13 protein-coding genes, 2 pseudogenes and 1 riboswitch are annotated in these 23331 nt (G+C 67.6%); of the genes and pseudogenes, 3 read left to right on the top strand and 12 right to left on the bottom strand.

All coding sequences use genetic code 11. The features are described from left to right. Positions 1-4: 4 nt before the first annotated feature. The 5 genes from VX037_RS22580 to lysX form a co-directional block, all read right to left on the bottom strand. On the bottom strand, positions 5-2149 hold the full coding sequence (locus VX037_RS22580) for an ArnT family glycosyltransferase (protein ID WP_328715954.1): 2145 nt from the start codon (positions 2147-2149) through the stop codon (positions 5-7). A gap of 191 nt (positions 2150-2340) precedes the next feature. After that, on the bottom strand, positions 2341-3894 hold the full coding sequence (locus VX037_RS22575; protein ID WP_328715952.1) for a succinic semialdehyde dehydrogenase: 1554 nt from the start codon (positions 3892-3894) through the stop codon (positions 2341-2343). A gap of 10 nt (positions 3895-3904) precedes the next feature. Further along, positions 3905-4429, bottom strand: coding sequence for a ribonuclease E activity regulator RraA (rraA, locus tag VX037_RS22570; RefSeq protein WP_235725665.1), 525 nt, complete (start codon positions 4427-4429; stop codon positions 3905-3907). A gap of 125 nt (positions 4430-4554) precedes the next feature. Then, positions 4555-5463, bottom strand: a complete 909-nt coding sequence (locus VX037_RS22565) for an alpha/beta fold hydrolase (protein WP_235725664.1) — start codon at positions 5461-5463, stop codon at positions 4555-4557. A 5-nt stretch (positions 5464-5468) separates the two neighbouring features. Next, entirely contained in the window at positions 5469-8888 is a 3420-nt protein-coding gene (gene lysX / locus VX037_RS22560; RefSeq protein WP_235725663.1) for a bifunctional lysylphosphatidylglycerol synthetase/lysine--tRNA ligase LysX, read from the bottom strand. A 58-nt stretch (positions 8889-8946) separates the two neighbouring features. Here lysX and VX037_RS22555 point away from each other — a divergent pair, with 58 nt between their 5' ends. Further along, positions 8947-9174, top strand: coding sequence for an RNA-binding S4 domain-containing protein (locus VX037_RS22555; protein WP_235725659.1), 228 nt, complete (start codon positions 8947-8949; stop codon positions 9172-9174). Positions 9175-9186: 12 nt separating this feature from the next. Here VX037_RS22555 and VX037_RS22550 read toward each other — a convergent pair whose 3' ends face one another. Beyond that, positions 9187-9339: a hypothetical protein gene (locus VX037_RS22550; protein WP_235725657.1), complete on the bottom strand. Its 153-nt coding sequence runs from the start codon at positions 9337-9339 to the stop codon at positions 9187-9189. Positions 9340-9628: 289 nt separating this feature from the next. After that, positions 9629-10519, bottom strand: coding sequence for a cutinase family protein (locus VX037_RS22545; RefSeq protein ID WP_235725655.1), 891 nt, complete (start codon positions 10517-10519; stop codon positions 9629-9631). Between the two features lie 164 nt (positions 10520-10683). Here VX037_RS22545 and VX037_RS22540 point away from each other — a divergent pair, with 164 nt between their 5' ends. Beyond that, positions 10684-11118 (top strand): SRPBCC family protein, encoded by a 435-nt coding sequence (locus VX037_RS22540; protein ID WP_266062946.1) that lies wholly within the window; start codon positions 10684-10686, stop codon positions 11116-11118. Between the two features lie 23 nt (positions 11119-11141). On the opposite strand, the gene VX037_RS22535 is transcribed toward VX037_RS22540, so the two are convergent. The 3 genes from VX037_RS22535 to gltB form a co-directional block, all read right to left on the bottom strand. After that, positions 11142-12353: a TetR/AcrR family transcriptional regulator gene (locus tag VX037_RS22535; protein ID WP_328715949.1), complete on the bottom strand. Its 1212-nt coding sequence runs from the start codon at positions 12351-12353 to the stop codon at positions 11142-11144. A 448-nt stretch (positions 12354-12801) separates the two neighbouring features. Continuing rightward, complete coding sequence (locus tag VX037_RS22530) at positions 12802-14256, bottom strand: glutamate synthase subunit beta (protein ID WP_287017081.1); 1455 nt, start codon at positions 14254-14256, stop codon at positions 12802-12804. Continuing rightward, on the bottom strand, positions 14249-18835 hold the full coding sequence (gene gltB / locus VX037_RS22525; protein WP_235725649.1) for a glutamate synthase large subunit: 4587 nt from the start codon (positions 18833-18835) through the stop codon (positions 14249-14251). The genes VX037_RS22530 and gltB overlap by 8 nt, the downstream gene beginning before the upstream one ends. Positions 18836-19194: 359 nt before the next feature. Between gltB and VX037_RS22520 the strand changes: the two genes are divergently transcribed. Continuing rightward, on the top strand, positions 19195-20229 hold the full coding sequence (locus VX037_RS22520; protein ID WP_328715947.1) for an alpha/beta hydrolase: 1035 nt from the start codon (positions 19195-19197) through the stop codon (positions 20227-20229). On the opposite strand, the pseudogene VX037_RS22515 reads toward VX037_RS22520, so the two are convergent. After that, positions 20210-21592 (bottom strand): annotated as a pseudogene (locus VX037_RS22515) (L-serine ammonia-lyase). The gene VX037_RS22520 and the pseudogene VX037_RS22515 sit on opposite strands and share 20 nt — an antisense overlap. Next, positions 21589-22990: pseudogene (gene glyA / locus VX037_RS22510) on the bottom strand (serine hydroxymethyltransferase). The pseudogenes VX037_RS22515 and glyA overlap by 4 nt, the downstream one beginning before the upstream one ends. 141 nt (positions 22991-23131) lie before the next feature. After that, a riboswitch (glycine riboswitch) is annotated at positions 23132-23225 on the bottom strand. Positions 23226-23331 lie beyond the last annotated feature (106 nt).

Raw genomic sequence — 23331 nt, 5'->3', positions numbered from 1 at the left:
TGGGTCAGGTCAGCTGGTACACCGTGGTGCCGCCGACCGTGGTGGCCGTGTAGTTCTGCGCCACCCACTCGGCGATCTCGGAGTTGCCGCCGGGGCCACCCTGACCGCCGCCGATGTAGTAGGCGATCTTGCCGTCGTGCACGTACTCGATGAACTGCTCCAGTGTGGGCGCCGGGTCACCGCTCCACCCACCGATGGCCATCACCGCTGTGCCGGTGGCGATCTCGATGCCCGCCGCCGACTGGGAGCCGTTGGTCGCGGCCGACCAGGTGGTGTCGGTGGAGGTCAGCAGTTCCACGAGTTCGGTGTTCGAGGAGATGTCACCCATTCCGCCGGGTCCACCGGCCCCGCCGCGGCCGCCGTCCTGAGTGGTGCCGTCCTGCGCAGCGCTCTGCCTTGCGCCGTCTTGAGTCGTGCCGTCTTGAGTCGTGCCGTCTTGAGTCGTGCCGTCTTGGGCTGCGCCGTTCTGGGTCGCGCCGTCGGGAGTCGTCTGTCCATCCGCCGCGCCGGTCGGCGGGTTGCCACCACCCGAGCCGCCCATTCCGCCGCCCGGTCCACCCATGCCACCTGATTCCATCGAGGTCTGTACCGCGTTCGGGATGGACCCGCTGTGCGGGGTCGCGGCTGTGGCGATCGAGAAGGTCGCGGTGCCACCGAATCCGGCGAGCGCACCGGCGATCACCGCGCCGGCGACCACTTTTCGCCACGCCATCACGCTGCCGACCAGCAGGGCGACGATGCTGATGGCGGCGACCGCGCCGATCAGCCACCGGCACCACACGGGCCCGAAGTCGTTGCGGTTCAGCAAGACGATGGACCAGGCCGCGGCGAGTCCGATCATCCCGGCGAGAGCGAGGCGACCGTCCCACTTGCTACGGCGTCGCCAGGCGAATACCCCACCCATGCCGACGAGCGCGGCGATGGCGGGCGCCAACGCCACCGTGTAGTACGGGTGGATGGTGCCGCTCATGAAACTGAAGATGAGTCCGGTGACCAGGAGCCAACCACCCCAGGCGACGATTGCTCCGCCTTCGACGCGGCTGATACCGCCGGTCGATCGGAAGATCGGGAAGCTACGGACCATCAAGTAGGCCGCGAACACCAAGGCCAGCAACGCAACCGGGAGCAGCCAGGAGATCTCGTTGCCCATCTCCGAACTGAACAGTCGGTTGAGTCCGGTCGAGCCGCCGAACGAACCGCCCGCCTGGCCGCCGCCCATGCCGCCTCCGCCACCGGAGCCACCGCTGATGCGACCGACGCCGTTGTATCCCCATACGAGGTCCATGAAGGTGTTGTCGGTGGAGCCGCCGATGTACGGGCGAGCCGATGCCGGCACCAGGATCGTTGCGAGCACGAACCAGCCCGCCGAGACGATCAACGCCACGGTCGCACCGATCAGGTGGCCGATGCGCCTGATCCAGCCGGTGTTCGCGAACATCAGGTAGGCCAGTCCGAAGGCGGGGAGTACGAGCAGGCCCTGCAGCATCTTGGTGAGGAAAGCGAAGCCGAGCGCGACACCGACCAGCGCCAACCATCGGCCCGAGTTGGTGGCGATCGCGCGGATCAGGGCGTAGCCGGCCGCGACCATCAGCAGCACCAGCAGCGCGTCCGGATTGTTGAACCGGAACATCAGCGCCGCTGCCGGGGTGAAGGCGAGCACGCCACCGGCGATCAGGCCCGCGGCCGTGCCGTGACGCGGGTCGGCGAAGGTGCGGCGCATCGCGCAGTACAGCAGCGCCACAGCGGCCACCCCCATCAGCGCTTGCGGTACCAGCACGGCCCAGCTGTTCATCCCGAACAACCGCACTGACAGCCCGGTCACCCACAGCGAGGCCGGGGGCTTGTCGACGGTGATGAAGTTGGCGGAGTCGAGAGATCCGAAGAACCACGCGGTCCAGCTCTGCGAGCCCGCCTGTGCCGCCGCCGCATAGAACGTGTTGGCGTATCCGCTGGCGGAGAGGTTCCACAGATAAAGCACGGCGGTGGAGACGAGCAGCGCGGTCAGTGCGTACGGGCTCCACCGGACGGCGCGTGTGGGTCGAGGTAGGTCGGCGACGCGGCGGAAACGGCCGCCGGCCGGGGGTGGTGGTTCACCGGGCGTCGATGCCCCCGGTCGTTCCAGCCCCCGTCGCTCCAACGCTGTGGTCATTCGGGTCCTCCTGTGTCGGATGTGTTGATCCCACACTGGGCCCCGGCCCTCCCGCGCCCCTGGAAGCCGGCTGGGAGAACCCTGTGAACGCCCGATCCGAGGTTCCTCCCCCGGGTATCGCTACTTCCCCCAGCTGCCACCGGCGGAAGTAGCGATACCCGGGGGAAGGACTGCGACGCGCGCGGGGCTTCCTACCGGCCCGGCAGGTACTTCAGCGCGCGCACGGCGTACGGCGTGACGGCGCGGTAGATGCCCTTTGGGATGCCGGGCGCGCGGTCGATGCCGACGAAGCGCTGCTCGGCGACGGTCTGCGGCTCGGTGTACTTGAGGATGCCCTCCTCGCCGTGACGTCGACCAACACCCGAGATGCCCATGCCACCCATCGGTGCGGCGGTGGAACCCCACGCGGCGGCATAGCCCTCGTTGATGTTGACCGTGCCGGCGCGCAGCTGGTCGGCGATCTCGTTGGCCTCCGCGCTGCTGCCGGCGAAGACGCACGCGTTGAGTCCGTACTGCGTCGCATTGGCGAGTTTGACGGCTTCGTCCGTGGAGTCGACCGGATAGATCGAGACGACCGGACCGAAGGTTTCGTCAGCGAAGCAGGTCATCTCGTCGGAGACGCCGGTGAGCACCGTCGGCTCGAAGAAGAACGGGCCGAGGTCGGCGCGACGTCGCCCGCCGGCGACCACCGTGGCGCCCTTCTCAACCGCATCGCGCACGTGGGCCTCGGCGGTGTCGACCTGCGCCGCCGACGCGAGTGATCCCATGTCGGCGGAGAAGTCATAGGTGGCGTCGAGCTTCATCGCCGACACATACGCCGCGAACTTGGTGGTGAATTCGTCGGCGATCTCTTTGTCGACGTACAGGCGTTCGATGGAGATGCACAGCTGACCCGAGTTCGAGTAGCAGGCGCGCGCCGCCCCTTCGACGGCCTTGTCGATGTCAGCGCCGGCGGTCACGATCATCGGGTTCTTGCCGCCGAGCTCGGCAGAGAAGCCGATCAGTCGGCGCCCGGCCTGCTCGGCCAGCGAGGCGCCCGTCGCCGACGATCCGGTGAACATGACGTAGTCGGTGGTGGCCACGATCGCCTGCCCCACCACGCTGCCCGGCCCGGGTACCACGGCGAACAGCTCACGCGGCAAACCTGCCTGGTACAGCAGGTCGGCGACGGCCAACGCACAGTACGGCGTCTGGCTGTCCGGTTTGATGACCACACCGTTGCCCGCGATCAACGCGGCGACCGCATCGGAGACCGCCAGGGTGAGCGGGTAGTTCCACGGGCTGATGACGCCGACGATGCCCTTGGGCTGATAGCGCACCCGCACACTGGTTGCACCTGGCAGCATCCCCTTGACCTTGCGCTCGGCCAGCGTCTTGGGTCCGGTGGTGGCGTAATGCCGCGCGGTCAGCGCGACGTCCATCACCTCTTCCTGCGCGTAGATGCGCGCCTTGCCGGTTTCGGCCTGCGCGATGTCCATCAGCTCGGCGGCGTTGCGGTACACCAGATCGGAGAAGCGGTTGAGTACCTCGGCACGCTGCTGCGGCGTCTGGGTGGCCCACCCCTGCTGCGCACTGCGCGCACGGGCGACCGCGGTCTCCAGGTCGTCGGCGGTACCGACGGGGATGGTCGCCATCTCGGCGCCGCTGAACGCCTCCAGCACCGGTCGGGTAGGGCGGGCGCCGGCGTCGTCGATCGCGACGAGCTCGGCCAATCGCCGGAAGTAGTCGGGGGTGGGCTTCGGCATGGCGGGTCCCTCAGCTTTCGGTGGTGTCGGACTCGGCGGTCTCGGCAGGCTCGGCGCTCTCGACGATGACGATCCCGTCGTCGTCGGAGTAGACGATGTCGCCGGGGTGGAAGGTCTCACCACCGATGGACAGCGCGATGTCGCGCTCACCAACTCCGGTTTTGGTGGACTTGCGCGGGTTGGTGCCCAGCGCTTTGACCCCGATCTCCATCTCGCCGATCGCCTTGGCGTCGCGGATCGCTCCATTGACGATGATCCCGACCCAACCGTTGGAGCGGCCGAGTTCGGCGATGATGTCGCCGACGAGCGCGGTGTGCACGGATTCGGCGCCGTCGATGACGAGCACACCGCCCGGGTTCGACTCACCCAGGATCGACTTGAGCAGCGCGTTGTCCTGGAAGCACTTGACCGTGGTCACTCGGCCGACGAACTCACGGTTGCCGCCGTACTGGGTGAACTGGGTGTCGCAGCTGCGCACGAGGTCGCCGATCTCGTCCACGAGGTCGGCGGTCGGCGTGAAGGTCAGTTCGGTCATGGCCACCAGTTTAGGCAGCCATGCAATTAGGTGTGACGGACAGCCACAGTTACCGCAACCCGGCCGCGGTGCGCGCGCTCGCGCGGTAGCGTCGGCGCACGTGCGCACTGGCGGCGATTCCGCTGCTACCCACCCGCCATCCGACCGATGATCGCGGCGACCTCGTCGGGACGTTGGGAGACGACGAAATGCCGGGCCGGGCTGATGACGTCGACGTGCGCCTCGACGCCCGCGGCGGTGATCAGCGTCTGGGCATAGCGCCGTTGTTTCCACTCCCAGAAGTGCCGCCACCCGGGCATCCGAGGCGACGCGACCACCACGTCGATCGGTACGTCCGGCAACTGATGAGTGCGGCGCAAGTCGCGGAGATCACGATCCATCGTGGCGAAGACTGCATTCTCCGCCAGCAACGCCGTCATGAACCGCGGCTGCCCGAAAACCCGGCCGGCCCACCGCCGCTGGTCGTCGGTGAATCCCTCCGGCGGAGGTGGCACGACCAGGGTCCAGACACCTGCGCTGGGCCACCGATGGACACCCATCGCCGCGGTCACCGATTGCGCCACCCGTACGGCTCGGTGGGCAGCCCGCACGCCCCACCTCGCCGGCACCACCCGCCACGGCGCCAGGACGAACGACCCGTCCACCATCACGAGTCCGGCCGAACGCTCCGGATACACCCGCCCGAACGCTTCGACGTACAGCGATGCCAGCGAGTGACCGACGATCAGGACCGGCCCGCCGACGCCTACCGCGTCGAGCACCATCCGCATCCGGTCGACCTCGTCGAGCAGACCCGGCATCTCGTCCGGCGGCCGCGGACTCGACAGGCCGTAGCCCGGGCGGTCGTATCGGATCACTCGAAAGCCCTGTCGGAGCAACCGCACCGTCAACGCATCGAGGTCGAACCAATTGCTGCCCAATGCGGCCATCAGCAGAACCGACAGGCCCTCGCCCTCGTCGATCACATGAAGTCGATGGCCTCCGACGGGGATGACGATCCCCGCGCGGTCGCCACCATCCGGGCCGTCGGGCATCGGGGTCAGTAGCCCTGCGGCTTGGCCAACGGGAACGCCAACGATTCCCGAATCGACTGGCCGGTGATGAGCATGACCACACGATCCACGCCGACACCGAGGCCACCGGTCGGCGGCATCGCGTACTCGAGGGCCTGCAGAAAGTCCTCGTCGAGTTCCATCGCCTCCGGATCGCCACCCGCGGCGAGCACCGACTGCGCGGTCAACCGGCTGCGTTGCTCCACGGGATCGGTGAGCTCGGTGTAGGCGGTACCCAATTCGACACCCCACGCCACCAGGTCCCAGCGTTCGGCGACACCCGGGATCGTCCGGTGGGCTCGCGTCAGCGGCGACGTCGATGTCGGGAAGTCGGTGTAGAAGGTCGGGAAGGTGGTCCGATCTTCGCCGAGATGCTCGTAGAGCTCCAGCACCACCTGGCCGGCGTCCCAGTCGGGCCGATAGGCGATGTCGAGGCGATCGCAGATCGCCCGCAGCGTCTCCACCGTTGTCTCGGGTGTCACCTCCTCACCCGCACCGTCGGAGACCACCTCGTGCACGGTGCGCACCGGCCACTGCCCGGAGATGTCGACGCGTTCTTCGTTACCGTCGTCGTCGCGGCGCACGATCACCGGTTCACCGTAGGCGGCGGTCGCGGCGTGCTGGATCATCTCGCGGGTGAGGTCGAGCATCTTGCGGTAATCGCTGTGTGCCTCATAGGCTTCCAGGCTGGTGAACTCCGGATTGTGACTGAAGTCGACACCCTCGTTGCGGAAGTTGCGGCCGATCTCGAACACCTTCTCCACCCCACCCACACAGAGCCGCTTCAGGTACAGCTCCGGTGCGATCCGCAGGTACAGGTCGAGGTCATAGGCATTGATGTGCGTCTGGAACGGTGTCGCGTTGGCCCCGCCGTGGATCTGCTGCAGGATCGGTGTCTCCACCTCGAGATAGCCACGCGCCGCGAGGAAGTCGCGCATCGACTTCACCACCACGCTGCGGGTGTTCAACAACTCGCGGCTGCGCGAATTGATGGCGAGATCCACGTAGCGTTGCCGCACGCGCGCCTCTGGATCGGTGAGGCCACTCCACTTGTCGGGCAACGGCCGCAGGCACTTGCCGTTGAACCGCCACGCGTCGATGAGGATCGACAGTTCACCGGACCGGCTCCGGCCCACCACACCGCGGGCCTCGATCAGATCACCGAGGTCGACGTCGGAGCCGAAGTCCGGCGTGCCCGGAATCACCGCGTTCGCCTCGACCAGCACCTGCACCTGCCCGGACCAGTCGTGCACGTCGGCGAAGGCCACCTTGCCGAAGTCACGCAGTCGGGTGACACGTCCGGCGATGGTCACCGTGGTGCCTTCCGGTGCCGCGACGGCCTGCGCGATGGTGTGCGTCGGTGCATCGGCGGGTGGGTACGGATCAAACCCCTGCTCGGTCAACCGATCCAACTTGGCCAGGCGCACCCGCACCTGTTCGGGCCGATGTACCTCGATCGCACCCACGACGGACTCGTCGGCCAGTTCGGCGATCAGCTCGTCGAGGTCGACACCGGCGGGAATGGCCGAGCGGCCCTCGGTGTAGTGCCGCGCACGACCGAATCGCGGCAGCCGGACGAAACCCTCGGTGACGATCGCGGCGAGCGCGACCCGCGGCATCATTCGGTTGTCCTCGTAGCACAGAAAGCGTGGCCGCCATTCCGGCCGGTACTTCGCATTGGACTTGTACAGCGACTCCATCTGGAAGAACTTCGAGCCGAACATCAGCACCGAGTAGGTCGCGCGCATCACCGGGCCGGCCCCGATGTCGGCGCCGTGTTCGAAGAACGCGCGGAAGGCCGCGAAGTTGAGGGAGATCTCGGTGACGCCGTACTGCTCGGACTCGCGGGCGAGTTCGGTCACCATCGTCTCGACGAGACCGTTGACCGCACCACGGTCGCGGCGCATCACATCCAGCGAGACGCCGGTGCGGCCCCACGGCACGAAGGACAACATGCCGACCACCTTCTCGTGGTCGGTGCCGGCGTTCTCCACGGCTTCGACGAGCAGACAGTCCCCGTCGAGCGGATCGCCGAGTCGGCCCAACGCCATCGCGAATCCGCGTTCCTCGTCGGTGTCGCGCCAGGCGTCGGCCCGCGCGATCATCTGCGCCATCTCCGACGGCTTCCCGTCGTTCGAGTCTGTGGAGATCTCGGCGTGCCGGCGGATGCGAATGGTGATTCCGGCCCGTTTGGTACGTGTGACCGCTTGGCGGACCGCTTTCATCGCCGGCCCGTTGATGCTGAAGCCACGGGTCGGGATGATCGCCTCGTCACCGATGTTCAGCGACCCGAATCCGGCGGCGTCGTAGGCGGCGGCCCCCCGACTGCTGGTTCCCATAGCGGCCGGATGCCACCCGTAGCGCTCACACAGCGCGAGGAACTCGGCGATGGCCTCGCCCCATGAATCGGGGTCACCGATGGGGTCTCCACCGGCCAAACCCACACCCACCTCCACCCGGTAGGTGACCGCCGCGCGGCCGTTCGGCGCGAACACCACCGCCTTGTCGCGGCGGGTGGAGAAGTAGGCGAGCGAGTCATCGTCATTGAAGGCGGCGATCTGGGCACGGATCAGTCGCTCGTCGTCGGCGGTGATCAGTGATTTCAGCCTGACCGAGCGGAACAAAACCATCGCCGCGGCGATCAGCGCGAGCGCACCGAACAGGCCCAGCAGTCCGTTCACCGGCGCCAGCGCGTGCCGGCCTTCGAATGCGGGTTCCTGATCAACCGACCCGAAGGCGACCACCCGATTGATCGCGTACGGCAGCCGGTCAGCGCGGGTCAGGGTGTGCGGGAAGATCCATACCAGCGCCCAGCCGAGCAGACTGCCGATGACGAGTCCGGCCACCAGCACACCGAGCGCCCGCAGCAACGCGCCCCGACGCACGCGGGTGTAGAACTGCCGATAAGTGAGGATCAGATAGGCCAGTGCGGCCAGATCCACGATGATGCCGATCCAGAGGTTGATCCGGTCGGTACCGGTCACCGACAGATCGTCGGCGAGAGCGGGCACCAGATAGATCGCGTTGCCCACCGCGTACAGCGTCAGATACACCACGCAGATCCACCAGGCGATCCGCTTGCGCATGGACAGGGCGAACGCCATCAGCCCCAGCACGAATGCCCACGCGAAACTGGTGTCCGGCAGGGTGATGACGAAGGTGTCGAGATAGTCGCGCGGCACGTGGATGAGCCGGCGGAACCACGGGAACAGGCTCGACAGCAAGGAGACGGCGGCCATGATGCCCAGCACCGTCCCGGCGATGCGTGGCGCAGCTTGGCCGAAGCCCCGCGGTGAACGGATGCGCTCGAGCAGATCTCGCGACCGCCGCTCGGCGGCCGATGGCTCGTGTACGGGTTCGGCGACGACCTCGTCCGGCGCCGGAGTCCGCGGGATGTCCAACGTCATGGCTAAACGTTACGGGGCGGGCTCGCCCATCTGGCCGAGGTTGGGCAATATGTGGACCGTGGACGGATCCGATATCGACGAGGTGCCCATCCGCGACGAGTCGATCCGGTTGGGCCAGTTTCTGAAGTTGGCCAACCTCATCGACTCGGGCGCCGAGGCGAAAGAAGTGATCGCCGACGGCGACGTGTCGGTCAACGGCGAGGTGGAGACGCGGCGTGGGCGCCAGCTCACGCGCGGTGACGTGGTGGAACTCGGTGGCCAGATCTGCCGGGTGACCCGCGGCTGACAGAGGTGTCCGTCAGGCCTGCAGACGGCGCAGTTCGGCCGGGGTGATCAGGCGTTCCGCCTCGGCGGGAAACGAACGAGCGGATCGCGCACGGCCGAATCGACCGGTGATCGAACTCAGCCTGGCTTGGCGGCGTGGACCGGAGGATGTATTGGACAACCTCATGACCAATCACTTCCCTGCTTTACTACCGTGGACTCGCTCTTCATGGTGTCGAACTCGGCTTACTTTAGTCGGTCGACGGGCTCGGCCCAAGCGATATAGCGCGTTCAACAGACGTTGTCTTCGCCACACTCAGACCCTGCCGCCGGGCCGTCAAAGTAAAGCCGTTGCTGTCTGTACGTCGATCATCGCATCGGAATCGTTACGAATTCGGTAGCGACAGGCGAAAATTTGTGAGCAGAAACACAGCTGGGTACGACCGACGGACGAACCAGACCATCTCACACCCGGATCACGCCAGTCGGGCGAGATGGTTGTGTGCCCACTGGACTGCCGTCACACCCGGCCGAACCTTAAATGTGGCGTAGTTGCTGTGCGCACCCGACTGCAGGAAGCGATTGAACGAGGTGATCTGCTCGCGGGCCCGCGCATTGCTGAGTTCCTCGACGATCTTGCCGGGCCCGCCCAGGGTGAGGAGTTCGGTGATGATCGCCCCGGCTTCTGCCTGGTACTGGCCGATCTGGCTCGGCGTGGGGTCGCTGGTCTCCGCGAGGTAGCCGACGATGCGGGTGAGGAAGTAATCCTGCGGCACGTTGCAGTAGAGGTCGCCGGGCTCGCAGATGGTGAATGCACGCGGCGACACCCACCCCATGCCGTCCAGCCGCGGTCCCCCGCTGCCCTCCCCGCGCAGGGGCGGGCCGACGAGGTTGTCGCGTGCAGATCTGCGCGGATCGGAGATCAGCACCACACCCGCGACTGCGCTGGGGCGGATCGCCGCGCGCCCGGTGCCGACCTCGGAGGCGAAGTCGCCGGCAGCGTCGGCGCCCTGGCTGTAGCCGACAACCGCAATGCGGGTGCGCGGGCAGCGGTTGAGCATGGTCCGCGCCAAGCCGGTGGTGTTGGCGACGGCCTGTGCCTTCGACTTGCCGTACACCGCCTTCTCCCAGGGGAATGCCGTGGCGTCGTAGCCGACGAACTGCACGGCGGTCTCGGCACCGAGGCCCGCGGTGACATCCCCCAGAATCCCGGGGTTCGTGCCGTCGGCCCAGGTACCCGGTATCGCCAGCACGTAGAGCTTCGGGCAGCCTTGCGGTGCGCCGGCCGCCGGAGCCGTGATGGCCACCGTGGCGCCGATCGCCGACACGACTGTGGTCAACCAGATCATCAACGCGCGCAACCGCATCGTCGTCCCTCCCTCACCCGCCCGGTGCCGCCGGAACCGGGGCCCTGCAACCCGAATCTCGCGGGCCCGAGTCTACTGACCCATCCGCGGTCTCGGGTCGCGCCGAATACTCCTACGACAACCCCCACCGACGCCGCGCGTCGATCGCGCAACAAGGAGTGACCATGGTCGATGTCTCCCGCACCTTCACCGTGCCGCGTCCCCGCGACGAGGTCGTCGCCTACCTGCGCGACTTCGCCAACGCCGTCGAATGGGACCCGGGCACCCAGACGTGTGAGCAGATCGGCACGGACCCGGTCAGCGAGGGCACCCGCTGGCACAACGAGAGCAAGTTGTTCGGTATGTCGACGACGCTGACCTACGAATTGACCGCGGATGCACCCGATCACCTCGTGTTCACCGGCCGCAACAAGACCGCGACATCGGTCGACGACCTGAGCTTCCGCGCCGAAAACGCCACCTCGACGGTCATCACCTATCGGGCGCATGTGGAGTTCAACGGCCTGGCCCGCCTCGCCGACCCGATCGCGCAACTCGCCTTCCAGCGACTCGCCGACACCGTGCCGACTCAGATGACCAGAGTGCTGGCCTCGCGCTGATCCCGCGTCGCGACCGGAAGTTCTCAGACGGGCAGCGGTGCGTTCAGCACCGCCTTGGCCAGTAGTTGTGCATGGCCAGGCAGGGCCGGTCCACGTAGGTTGTCCACGCGCACCACACCGTTGATCACTGCCAACGCCAATTCCACCAGGGCGTGGGCTTCGTCGGACCGCAGTTCGGGCCGGCACGCCTGCACCAGCCGGCGCCACTCGCCGACGTAGTCCTGGTAGGCCCGCGCCAATGCCAGCAGGGCCTCGTCGTCGAGGGCTACGGAGTGCGACAGGCTGACCGCGATGAGATCCCAGTGTGCCTGCGCGAAACGCGCGTAACAGGCCAGCAGGTCGTCGAGCGCCTGGGCGGCGTCCACGCTGCGCGACAACACCTGTCCCAGCTCCAGCCACATCGCCGCGACGGCGCGGTCGAGGCCGCATGCCAGGAGTTCACGCTTGCTGCTGAAGTGATTGTAGACACTCGGGCCGGCGATGCCGACGACGTCGCCGATGTCATCGAGGCTGACGTTGCTGTACCCGTTCACCGCGAACATGGTGATGGCCGCGTTCAACACGGCCTCGCGGCGTGCGACGGGCAGCAGTCCGGCGCCCGGATCCATCGGCACCGGCAGGTCGGTGACCCGAGGCGCCATGTCGGGTGACGAGTCAGGCCGACGCGCGCATTCCACCGCGGCGCGCACTGCCGCAGACAACACGCGGTCCCGGTCGCCGGGCGGCACCGGTAGCGGCCGATGTCCCGGCCAATTCACCATGGCCAGGATCGACCATGCGGCGGCGTCGGCAGGGACCGCATCCGGCGGCGCGTCCTTCGCGATGGCGGCGGCAATCGTCTCGGACACCTCGACGATGCGCACCCGCAGCTCGCTTCGTGCCACGGGGCCGACGTGGCCCTTGTCGCGGCTCCAGAGCGCGTCGAGGGTTTGGGATTGAGCCGCGATACCGACCACGTTGCGCGCGACCTCGAACGGGTCATCGACGCCACGTACCGCCTCCTCGTAACGACACAAGGCCTGGTCGAACGCGGCGAGCAGGAGTTCCTGTTTGTTGCGATAGTGCCGGTACAGCGCGCTGGGCCCGATACCGACTCCCGCAGCGATGTCGCTCATCGCGACCGCGGCGTACCCCGAGGCGCGGAAGAGTTCTGCCGCCTTGATGAGGATTCGTTGCTTGCGGTCCTTGGGCCTGGTGCGTCGATCCACCACCGCATCCGCGGGCAGAGTGGTCATGGCAATCCTGTCGGTCGTGCAGGTGCCCCCAGCGGTGGGGACATCTAACCACCTTGCCATCAGTTCACCACATCAGGAGCGGCCCAGGGCGCGGTGTCGTCAAATTGTCGACTGCGGCGTCGGATGGCGCTTCAGTGTAAAGCCGCACAATCGAGAAGTGGGGGGGGGGGGGGGGGGGGGGGGGGGGGGGGGGGGCCGGGGGGGGGGGGGGGGGGGGGGGGGGGGGGGGGAGGGGGGGGGGGGGGGGGGGGAGGGGGGGGGGGGGGGGGGGGGCGCGGGGGGGGGGGGGGGGGGGGGGGGTGGGGGGGGGGGGGGGTGGGGGGGGGTGGGTTGTTGTGTGCGCTGCGCCGCCCCCCCCCCCCCCCCCCCCCCCCTCCCCCCCCCCCCCCCCCCCCCCCCCCGCCCCCCCCCCCCCCCCCCCCCCCCCCCACTTCTCATGCGTCTGAGCTCAGCGCTGCGCCACCTGGGTGGGCACGATCGGCGCCGGCAGGTCCGAGCGGCCGGCGAGGTAGGCGTCGGCTGCCGCGGCCGCCGAGCGCCCCTCGGCGATCGCCCACACGATCAGCGACTGGCCACGCCCGGCGTCACCGGCCACGAAGACTCCGTCCTGCCCGATGGCCGCGAAATCGTCGTCGCGCTTGATGTTGCCGCGCTGGTCGTATTCGACGCCCATCTTGTCGAGCAGGTCGCCGCGTTCGGGCCCGACAAAGCCCATCGCGAACAGCACCAGGTCGCATTCCAGCTCGAACTCGCTGCCCTCGACCTTCTCGAAGCGACCGTCGCGCATGACGACCTCGTGGGCCTTGAGGGCGGTGACCTTGCCGTCGCTGCCGATGAACTCCTCGGTGTTGACCGAGTAGACGCGCTCGCCGCCCTCCTCGTGCGCCGACGACACGCGGTACATCAGCGGGTAGGTCGGCCACGGCGTGGACTCGGCACGCTCGATCGGCGGCTTGGGCATGATCTCGAACTGGTGCACGATCTCGGCGCCTTGGCGCAGCGAGGTACCCAGGCAGTCGGCGCCGGTGTCGCCGCCGCCGATGATGACGACCTTCTTGCCCTCGGCGGAGATCTGGCCCTCGACGGTGTCGCCGAGCTGCACCCGGTTGGCCTGCGGGAGGAACTCCATCGCCTGATGGATGCCGTCGAGTTCGCGGCCCGGGATCGGCAGATCACGGCCGATGGTGGAGCCGTTGGCCAGGATCACCGCGTCGAAGTCGGCGCGCAACTGCTCGACGGTGACGTCGACGCCCACGTTCACACCGGTTTTGAAGACGGTGCCCTCTGCCTCCATCTGCGCCAGCCGGCGATCGATGTGGCGCTTTTCCATCTTGAACTCGGGGATGCCGTAGCGCAGCAGCCCGCCGATGCGATCGGCCCGCTCGAACAGTGTGACGTCGTGTCCGGCGCGGGTCATCTGCTGGGCGGCGGCGAGTCCGGCCGGGCCGGAGCCGATGACGGCAACCGACTTGCCGGTCTTCTCCGTCGGCAGCACCGGGGCGACCCAACCGTTCTCGAAGGCGTTGTCGATGAGCTCGACCTCCACCTGCTTGATGGTCACGGCGGGCTGGTTGATACCCAGCACGCACGACGCCTCACACGGCGCCGGGCACAGCCGCCCGGTGAACTCCGGGAAGTTGTTGGTCGCGTGCAGCCGCTCGATTCCGTCGCGCCACCGGTCGTTGTAGACCAGGTCGTTCCACTCGGGAATCAGGTTCCCCAGCGGGCAGCCGTTGTGGCAGAAGGGTATACCGCAGTCCATGCAGCGGCTTGCCTGCGTCTGCAGTTCCTTCTTGTCGAAGTCGGTGTATACCTCTTTCCAGTCCAGCAGTCGCAGCTCGACCGGCCGCCGGTCGGGCAACTCCCGCTCGGTGTGCTTGAGAAATCCTCTGGGGTCAGCCACGTGCGGCCTCCATGATCGCTTCGTTCACGTCTCGTCCGGATCGCTCGGCGTTCTCGATCGCGAGCAACACCTTCTTGTAATCGCGCGGCATCACCTTGGAGAACTTGTCCTTGTTGTTCTCCCAATCGGCGAGTACCGCGGCTGCGACGGGTGAATCGGTCTCGGCGCGGTGCTCTTCGACGATGCCGTACAGGAACGCGATGTCCTCGTCGTCGAGCTCCTCGAGGTCGACGAGTTCGGTGTTCAGGTTGTCGCCGAGCTTGCCGTACGGGTCGTATACGTAGGCGATGCCGCCCGACATGCCGGCGGCGAAGTTGCGGCCGGTGTCACCGAGGACCACCACGCGCCCGCCGGTCATGTACTCGCAGCCGTGGTCGCCGACACCCTCGACGATCGCGGTCGCACCGGAGTTACGAACGCAGAAGCGTTCGCCGACTACACCGCGCAAGAAGATCTTGCCGCCGGTGGCGCCGAATCCGATGACGTTGCCGGCGATGATGTTGTTCTCGGCGACAAATCCTTCCGGTGCATTGCGGGCCGGACGGACCACCAGTCGCCCACCGGACAGGCCCTTGCCGACGAAGTCGTTGGCGTCACCCTCGAGTCGCAGCGTGATGCCCTTGGGCACGAACGCACCGAAGCTGTTGCCGGCCGATCCGGTGAAGTCGATCATGATTGTGCCGTCCGGAAGACCATGCGCGCCATAGGCCTTGGTGACCTCGTGGCCGAGCATGGTGCCGACGGTCCGGTTGACGTTGGTGATCTTGGAGCTGAACGAGACCCGGGTGCCGCTGTCGATGGCTTCCCGGCTCTGTGCGATCAGTTGCTGGTCGAGTGCCTTGTCCAGCGAATGATCCTGCACACCCGAGCAGTAGAGGTCCTGGTTCATGAACGGGGACTCGGGCATCGCGAGCACCGACGACAGATCGAGCTTGCCGGCCTTCGCCGAGCCCCAGTGCGACAGCGCCTTGGTGGTGTCGAGCGCCTCGACGTGTCCGACCGCTTCCTGCAGGGTGCGGAAGCCCAGACGTGCCAGCAGTTCCCGCACCTCCTCGGCGATGAACATGAAGAAGTTCTCCACGAACTCCGGTTTGCCGGTGAACCGTTCACGCAGCAACGGATTCTGCGTCGCCACACCCACCGGGCAGGTGTCGAGGTGGCACACGCGCATCATGATGCAGCCCGACACCACCAGCGGTGCGGTGGCGAAGCCGTACTCCTCGGCACCGAGCAGTGCGGCCACCACCACGTCGCGGCCGGTCTTGAGCTGACCGTCCACCTGGACGACGATGCGGTCACGAAGTCCGTTGAGCAGCAACGTCTGCTGGGTCTCGGCCAGACCGATCTCCCAGGGGGCGCCGGCATGCTTCATCGACGTCAGCGGGGTCGCGCCGGTGCCGCCGTCGTGGCCCGAGATGAGCACCACGTCGGCGTGCGCCTTGGACACGCCCGCGGCGACGGTGCCCACACCCACCTCGGAGACCAGTTTCACGTGAATCCGGGCCTGCGGGTTGGCGTTCTTCAAGTCGTGGATCAGCTGTGCGAGATCCTCGATCGAGTAGATGTCGTGATGCGGCGGCGGCGAGATGAGGCCGACGCCCGGCGTGGAGCCGCGCACCTCGGCGACCCACGGGTACACCTTGTGCGGCGGGAGCTGTCCGCCCTCGCCGGGCTTGGCGCCCTGGGCCATCTTGATCTGGATGTCGGTGCAGTTGGTCAGATAGTGCGAGGTGACCCCGAATCGGCCCGACGCGACCTGCTTGATCGCGCTGCGTCGCCAGTCGCCGTTCTCATCGTGGTGGAAGCGGCGCGGATCCTCGCCGCCCTCGCCCGAGTTGGACCGCCCCTGCAGGCGGTTCATCGCGATGGCGAGGGTCTCGTGCGCCTCGGCCGAGATGGAGCCGAAGCTCATCGCGCCGGTGGAGAAGCGCTTGACTATCTCGCTGGCCGGTTCGACCTTGTCGATCGGGATCGGGTCGCGGTCACCGAAGTTGAAGTCGAACAGGCCGCGCAGCGAGGCCATCTTCGACGACTGGTCGTCGACGAGCTTGGTGTACTCCTTGAACACCTTGTACTGACCGGTGCGGGTGGAGTGCTGCAACTTGAACACCGTGTCCGGGTTGAACAGGTGATACTCGCCTTCGCGGCGCCACTGGTATTCGCCGCCGACCTCGAGTTCGCGGTGAGCTCGCTCGCTGGGCCGGTCGGTGAAGGCCAGCCGGTGGCGGGTGGCCACATCGTCGGCGATCTCGTCGAGGCCGATGCCGCCGAGCTGGCTGTTGAGTCCGGTGAAGAACTCGTCGACGGTCTCCTGCGAGAGGCCGATGACCTGGAACAGCTGGGCACCGGTGTAGGAGGCCAGGGTGGAGATGCCCATCTTGGACATCACCTTGAGAACACCCTTGCCGCCGGCCTTGATGTAGTTCTTCTTGGCGGTGGCGAAGTCGATGTCGCCGAGTACGCCCCGCTCGACCATGTCCTCGATGGACTCGAAGGCCATGTACGGGTTGACCGCGGCGGCACCGAAGCCGACCAGCGCGGCGATGTGGTGGACCTCGCGGCAGTCACCGGACTCGACCACCAGCCCGACCTGGGTGCGCTTGCGCTCGCGCACCAGGTGATGGTGCACGGCCGAGGTCAGCAGCAGCGACGGGATCGGGGCGAGCTTCTCGTCGGACTCCCGATCCGACAGCACGATGATCGACACGCCGTCTTCGATGGCGGCGCTGACTTTGGTGCGGATCTCGTCGAGGGCACGGCGCAGGCCTGCACCACCCTCGGAGACCTCGTAGAGGCCGTGGATGTGTGCGCTGCGGAAGTCCGGCAGGTCGCCGTTGTCGCCGACGTTGACCAGTTTGGCCAGGGTGTCGTTGTCGAGCACCGGTTCGGGCAGCACGATCTGCCGGCAGGACTCCGGTCCCGGGTGCAACAGGTCGGCCTCACGGCCGATGGTGCCGCCGACGCTGGTGACGACCTCCTCGCGGATGGCGTCCAGCGGCGGGTTGGTGACCTGGGCGAACATCTGCTGGAAGTAGTCGAACAGCATGCGCGGACGGGCCGAGAGCACCGCGATCGGGGTGTCGGTACCCATCGAGCCGATCGCCTCGGCACCGGTCTTGGCCATCGGCGCCACCAGCAGGTTGAGTTCCTCGGTGGTGTAGCCGAAGACCTGCTGGCGCAGGGCGACGCGCTCGTGCGCCATGTGCACGTGCGGGAGTGCCGCGACGTCGTCGATGTGCACGAGGCCCTGGTCGAGCCACTCCTGGTAGGGGTGCTCGGCGGCGAGTTCGTCCTTGATCTCCTCGTCGTCGACGATGCGGCCGGCGGCAGTGTCCACCAGGAACATGCGGCCCGGCTGCAGGCGCATCTTCTGCACCACGTCGGCGTGATCGATGTCGAGGACGCCGACCTCCGACGCCATCACCACGAGGCCGTCCTTGGTGACCCAGATGCGGCTCGGCCGCAGACCGTTGCGGTCGAGCACGGCGCCGACGACAGTGCCGTCGGTGAAGCACACCGACGCCGGTCCGTCCCAGGGCTCCATGAGCGCCGAGTGGTACTCGTAGAACGCACGGTGCGCCGGCTTCATCGACTCGTGCCGCTCCCAGGCCTCCGGGATCATCATCAGCACGGCATGCGGCAGGCTGCGGCCACCGAGGTGCAGCAGTTCGAGCACCTCGTCGAACCGCGCGGTATCCGAGGCACCCGGGGTGCAGGTCGGGAAGATCTTGTCGGCCACATCCGAATCGCCGAATGCACTCGCGTCGATCAGCGCCTCGCGCGCCCGCATCCAGTTCTCGTTGCCGGTGACGGTGTTGATCTCGCCGTTGTGGGCGACGCGCCGGAACGGATGCGCCAGCGGCCAGGACGGGAAGGTGTTGGTGGAGAATCGCGAGTGCACGAGTCCGAGCGCGCTCTCGACACGCGAGTCCTGCAGGTCCAGGTAGAACTCACGCAGCTGCGGCGTGGTCAGCATGCCCTTGTAGACGAAGGTCTGACCCGACAGGCTGGGGAAGTAGACGGTCTCACGGCCCGGGCCGTCCGCGCCGGCACCCTTGGTGCCCAGCTCGGCTTGCACCCGCTTGCGCACGACGAACGCGCGGCGCTCCAGGTCCATACCCTCGGCGCCGGCGATGAACACCTGCCGGAACGTCGGCATCGCGTCGCGCGCGAGCGCACCCAGCGAGTTCTCGTTGGTGGGCACCTCGCGCCAGCCGAGCAGGGTCAGCCCCTCGGCCTCGACGATCTTCTCGACGCCCTCGGTGGCGACGCGGGCGTCCTCGGAGCCCTGCGGCAGGAAGGCGATGCCGGTGGCATACGAGCCCTCTGCGGGCAGTTCGAAGTCGACGGTTTCCCGCAGGAAGCGGTCGGGAACCTGGATCATGATGCCGGCGCCGTCGCCGGTGTTCGGCTCGGCACCCGCCGCACCGCGATGTTCCAGGTTCACCAATGCGGTGATGGCCTTGTCGACGATGTCGCGGCTGCGACGGCCGTGCATGTCGACGACGAATGCGACACCGCAGGAGTCGTGCTCGTTGACCGGGTCATAGAGCCCGATGGGGCCCGGAGCATGCTTCATAAGTTCGCCTCACTGTGTGCGCGACGCTGCGCACGCATTCACCCTCGTGTCCATTGACGGACACTGTGACGTCTGTCCATGTCGACGCCGCCACCGGCCTGGCGATGCCTCCCGAATCGTTGGGCTGACCTGGGAGGTCCGTGGGCCACGTGGCGGTGTCCGTGTCAGCCCCATTGCTGACGGCGCACCCGGGTCGAGTCGTTCTCCCCGGCACCACCCTGCTTACGCGAAAGCATTGTCAGCCATTTTCTCACGGCGGGTACCCAGTATCGAAATCCGGATAGCACAATCGTGATGATTGCGCAGCGTATGAGCCTGAAATGGTCCTCGGAAACTGCTCACAGGGTTAGCGTCGAGTTGTGAGTGTACGGACAACCGATCAGCAATGGCGCCCGAGAGGTGCGGGCTCGCTCCGCTCCCGGGCCGTCAACGGCTATCTGGCCCGCGTGGCCCACCCTCTGATGGTGGCCGGGATGGGGCGCTCCGGCCCATCCCCGCGACTGATCTCGGCGATGCGCCCCGGTGTCAACCGGACCCTGGTGGCGATGTCTCCGGTCCCGGCCGGCACCCGGGCCGAGCGTGTGCACCAGTTCGTCTCCAGCGGCCAGGTGCGCGGCGAGTGGGTCGGCGCCCACGGCGGCCCGGCGCGACCGGACCGACCCGCCGAGACACGGATTCTCTACTACCTGCACGGCAGCGGGTACGTCGTCTGTTCGGCGCGCACTCACCGTGGGTTGGTCGCCCGACTCTCGCGGCAGACCGGGTTGTCGGCGTTCAGCCTGGACTACCGCCTCGGTCCCGAGTATCGGTTCCCGAGTGCCGGCGACGACGCGATCCGCGGGTACCACTGGCTGCTCGCCCAGGGCTACCGGCCAGAGCAGATCGTCGTGGGCGGCGACTCGGCGGGAGGTCATTTGGCGCTCGACCTGCTCGCCGACAACCATCGGCGGGGTGTCGGCCAACCTCGCGGGCTGGTGTTGTTCTCCCCTCTCTACGACCCCACCTTCGACCTGGCGGTTGCCAACCAATTGCGGGGCACCCGCGATCCCGTCATCGATGCCGTTTCGGCCCAACGTATCCTGCGGCTGTACACAGGTTCGGCCACGCCGGATCATCCACGGATGCGCATCAGTCTCGATGAGGCGATGACGTTGCCGCCCACGCTGATCCAGGTCGGTGGGCTCGAGATGATGGGCGACGATGCGCGCGCCATCGCACGGGTCATGCGAGCGGCGGGCGCCGATGTGCGACTGCAGGAATGGCCCGGGCAAGGGCACGTGTTCCAGATGTTCCCTCGCCTGGCTCCCGAATCCCGCATGGCATTGCGCGAGGCGGGCGATTTTCTGCGTGACGCGTTCGGTTCGTCGGTACCGTTCAGCACTCCACCACGCTGAGCGGCACGTGAATCGCCAGCCCGCCGGTCGCCGTCTCCTTGTACTTGGCGTTCATGTCATGACCCGTCGAACGCATCGTGGCGATCACCTGATCGAGGCTTACATGATGACTTCCGTTCCCCCGCAGTGCCATCCGTGCGGCATTGATGGCTTTGCCGGCTGATATCGCGTTCCGTTCGATGCACGGGATCTGCACCAGTCCGCCGATCGGATCGCAGGTCAAACCGAGACTGTGTTCCATCGCGATCTCGGCGGCATTCTCCACCTGTGCCGGTGTGCCACCGAGGATCTCGGCCAGTCCGCCGGCAGCCATCGCAGCCGCCGAACCCACTTCGCCCTGACACCCGACGTCGGCATCGGAAATGGAGGCACCGGACTTGATCAGTCAGCCGATCACCCCCGCGGTCAGCAGGAAACGCACCGTCACGTCGTCGGGATCGGCACGACCCGCCGGCGTGTAGCGCCGGGCGTAATGCATGACCGCCGGCACGATCCCGGCGGCGCCGTTGGTGGGTGCGGTCACCACCCGCCCGCCCGCAGCGTTCTCCTCGTTGACCGCCAGTGCCACCAGGTTGACCCAGTCCTCGGCATAGGTCATCGATCGCAGCGGATCCTCGAGCATCAACTCGTCGCGCCACTGTTTCGCGCGCCGACGGACCCGGAGACCACCAGGTAGTTCGCCGTCGGTGGTGACCCCGCGCCGCACGCACTGGTCCATCACCGTCCAGATGTGCAGCAGTCCGTCGCGGACGTCGTCGGCCGACCGGGTGACGGTCTCATTGCGCTGGGCGACCTCGGCGATCGACCATCCGCGCTCGGCGCAGACCGTGAGCAGTTCGCCCGCCGAACCGTACGGGTGCGGCACGTCGCCCGCCGCAGTGGCATCGTCCGGTTCGCCGTCGGCGACCACGAATCCGCCGCCGACGGAGTAGTAGCGCTCGTCGGCCAGACACCTCCCGTCGCGCCCCAGCGCTCGGAACTCCACCGCATTGGGATGTCGGGGCAGTACCCGACCGGGATGCAGCCGGATGTCGCGTTCGGTGTAGGCGAAGTCGACGAACCCGCCGAGACGGATTCGGCCGGTGCGACCTATCGCCTCGAGCCGCTCCGACTTGGTGTCGGCGGTGATGGTCTCCGGCCGGTGTGCTTCGAGACCGAGCAGGATCGCGCTCAACGTGCCGTGACCGGCGCCGGTGGCCGCCAGCGAGCCGAACAGCTCCACCTCGAGTCGGTCCACCTCGAGCAGATCCCCGGCTGCGGCGAGGCCGCCGACGAACCGCTGCGCCGCCCGCATCGGGCCGACGGTGTGTGAACTCGACGGTCCGACACCGATCGAGAAGAGATCGAACACGCTGACGGTCATCGTGCCGCCCCCGCTGCCACGTAGCTGGTCACTGCCGCGTAGCTGGTCGCCGCCTCGGATGTCCCCGGCATCTCGACGCGTCCCGGCACCATCTCCACGTAGAGGGGATGTGCCTCGGCCAGGGCTCCGACCCGGTCAGCCAGGCCCGACACGTCGGTGTCGGCGGCGTCGATCAGCACACGCGCGATGATCTCGGCGACGGCCGCGAAGGCCTCCCGGTCGAACCCCCGGGCGGCGAGCGCCGGAGTGCCGATACGAAGCCCCGAGGTGACCATGGGCGGACGTGGGTCGCGCGGTACCGCGTTGCGGTTCACCGTGATCCCCACCTGCGCCAGGAGATCTTCGGCCTGCCGGCCGTCGAGGGGCGAGTCGCGCAGATCGACGAGCACCAGATGGACGTCGGTGCCGCCGGTCACCACGGAGATCCCGGCGGCGGCCGCGTCGGCGCGTCCGAGTCGCTCGGCGATGTGCTGCGCACCGACCAGACACCGCTGCTGGCGCTCGGCGAACTCCGCGGTCGCGGCCATCCGGAATGCGGTGGCCTTGGCGGCGATGACGTGCTCGAGCGGACCGCCCTGCTGGCCGGGGAACACCGCGCTGTCGATCTTCTTCGCCAGTGTCGCATCGTTGGTCAGGATGACCCCGCCACGCGGTCCGCCGAGCGTCTTGTGTGTCGTGGAGGTGACCACGTGTGCATGCGGTATCGGCGACGGATGCAGACCCGCCGCAACCAGACCCGCGACATGGGCCATGTCGACCATGAGGTAGGCACCCACCTCGTCGGCGATCTGCCGGAAGCGCGCGAAATCGAGGTGGCGCGGGTGAGCCGACCAGCCCGCGACGATCACCGCAGGCCGATGCTCTCGCGCGAGTTCAGCCACCTCGGCCATGTCGATCCGATGCGTGTCCTGCGACACCCCATAGGACGCAACGTCGTAGAGCCGGCCGGAGAAGTTGATCCGCATGCCGTGCCGTGAGATGTCCGCCGTCGGCGAGCGACAAGCCCAGGAGTTTGTCACCCGGATTCATCAGGGCGTGCATCACCGCGGCGTTCGCCTGCGCCCCGGAATGGGGTTGCACATTGACGAAGGCCGCGCCGAACAGGGCCTTGAGCCGCTCCCTGGCGAGGTGTTCGATCCGATCGACGTGCTCGCAACCGCCGTAATAGCGGCGTCCGGGGTAGCCCTCCGCGTACTTGTTGGTCAGCACGCTGCCCTGCGCCTGCATGACGGCCAGTGGGGCGTGATTCTCCGAGGCGATCATCTCCAGCCCGGTGCGCTGCCGGCCGAGCTCGGCCGCGATGAGGGCATCGACCTCGGGATCGAAGTCGGCGGGCGGCGCGGACAGCAGAGCCGAGGACAGGTCGGTGGGTCGGGGATTCGAGTGGAAAGCAGACATGTGCGGTGCTCCGATTGTCGCCGGACGGGCGAGTGCCGGTCCGATCCTCCCTGCTCTGTCCGTTCACCTGAGAGTTTGTGCCACCAGCGGTGGCCACCTTCGGTCAATCCGGCATCGTCGTCGGATTCGTCTCCAGAGTTGCCTCGGCGTGCGGTACCTGAGCCTGAGAGATTCCCGGGAGGTGGTTGCTCCTTCGGCGTCGCGGTGATTCGCGATGATCTCCCGCACACGTCTGCGGCTGGAGAAAACAGTGGCATGTACGGCCGTAGTGCCTCACGTCAAACTGCCCGCGAAATCCGACTCATGCCTCAGATAGGAATGCCCGCGAAAGCTGTCAGCCG

It is taken from the genome of Gordonia sp. Z-3 (assembly GCF_036233855.1).
Classification (GTDB): domain Bacteria; phylum Actinomycetota; class Actinomycetes; order Mycobacteriales; family Mycobacteriaceae; genus Gordonia; species Gordonia tangerina.
The sequence above is the reverse complement of the archived record's forward strand: the minus strand, read 5'-3'. Positions and strand labels throughout refer to the sequence as shown.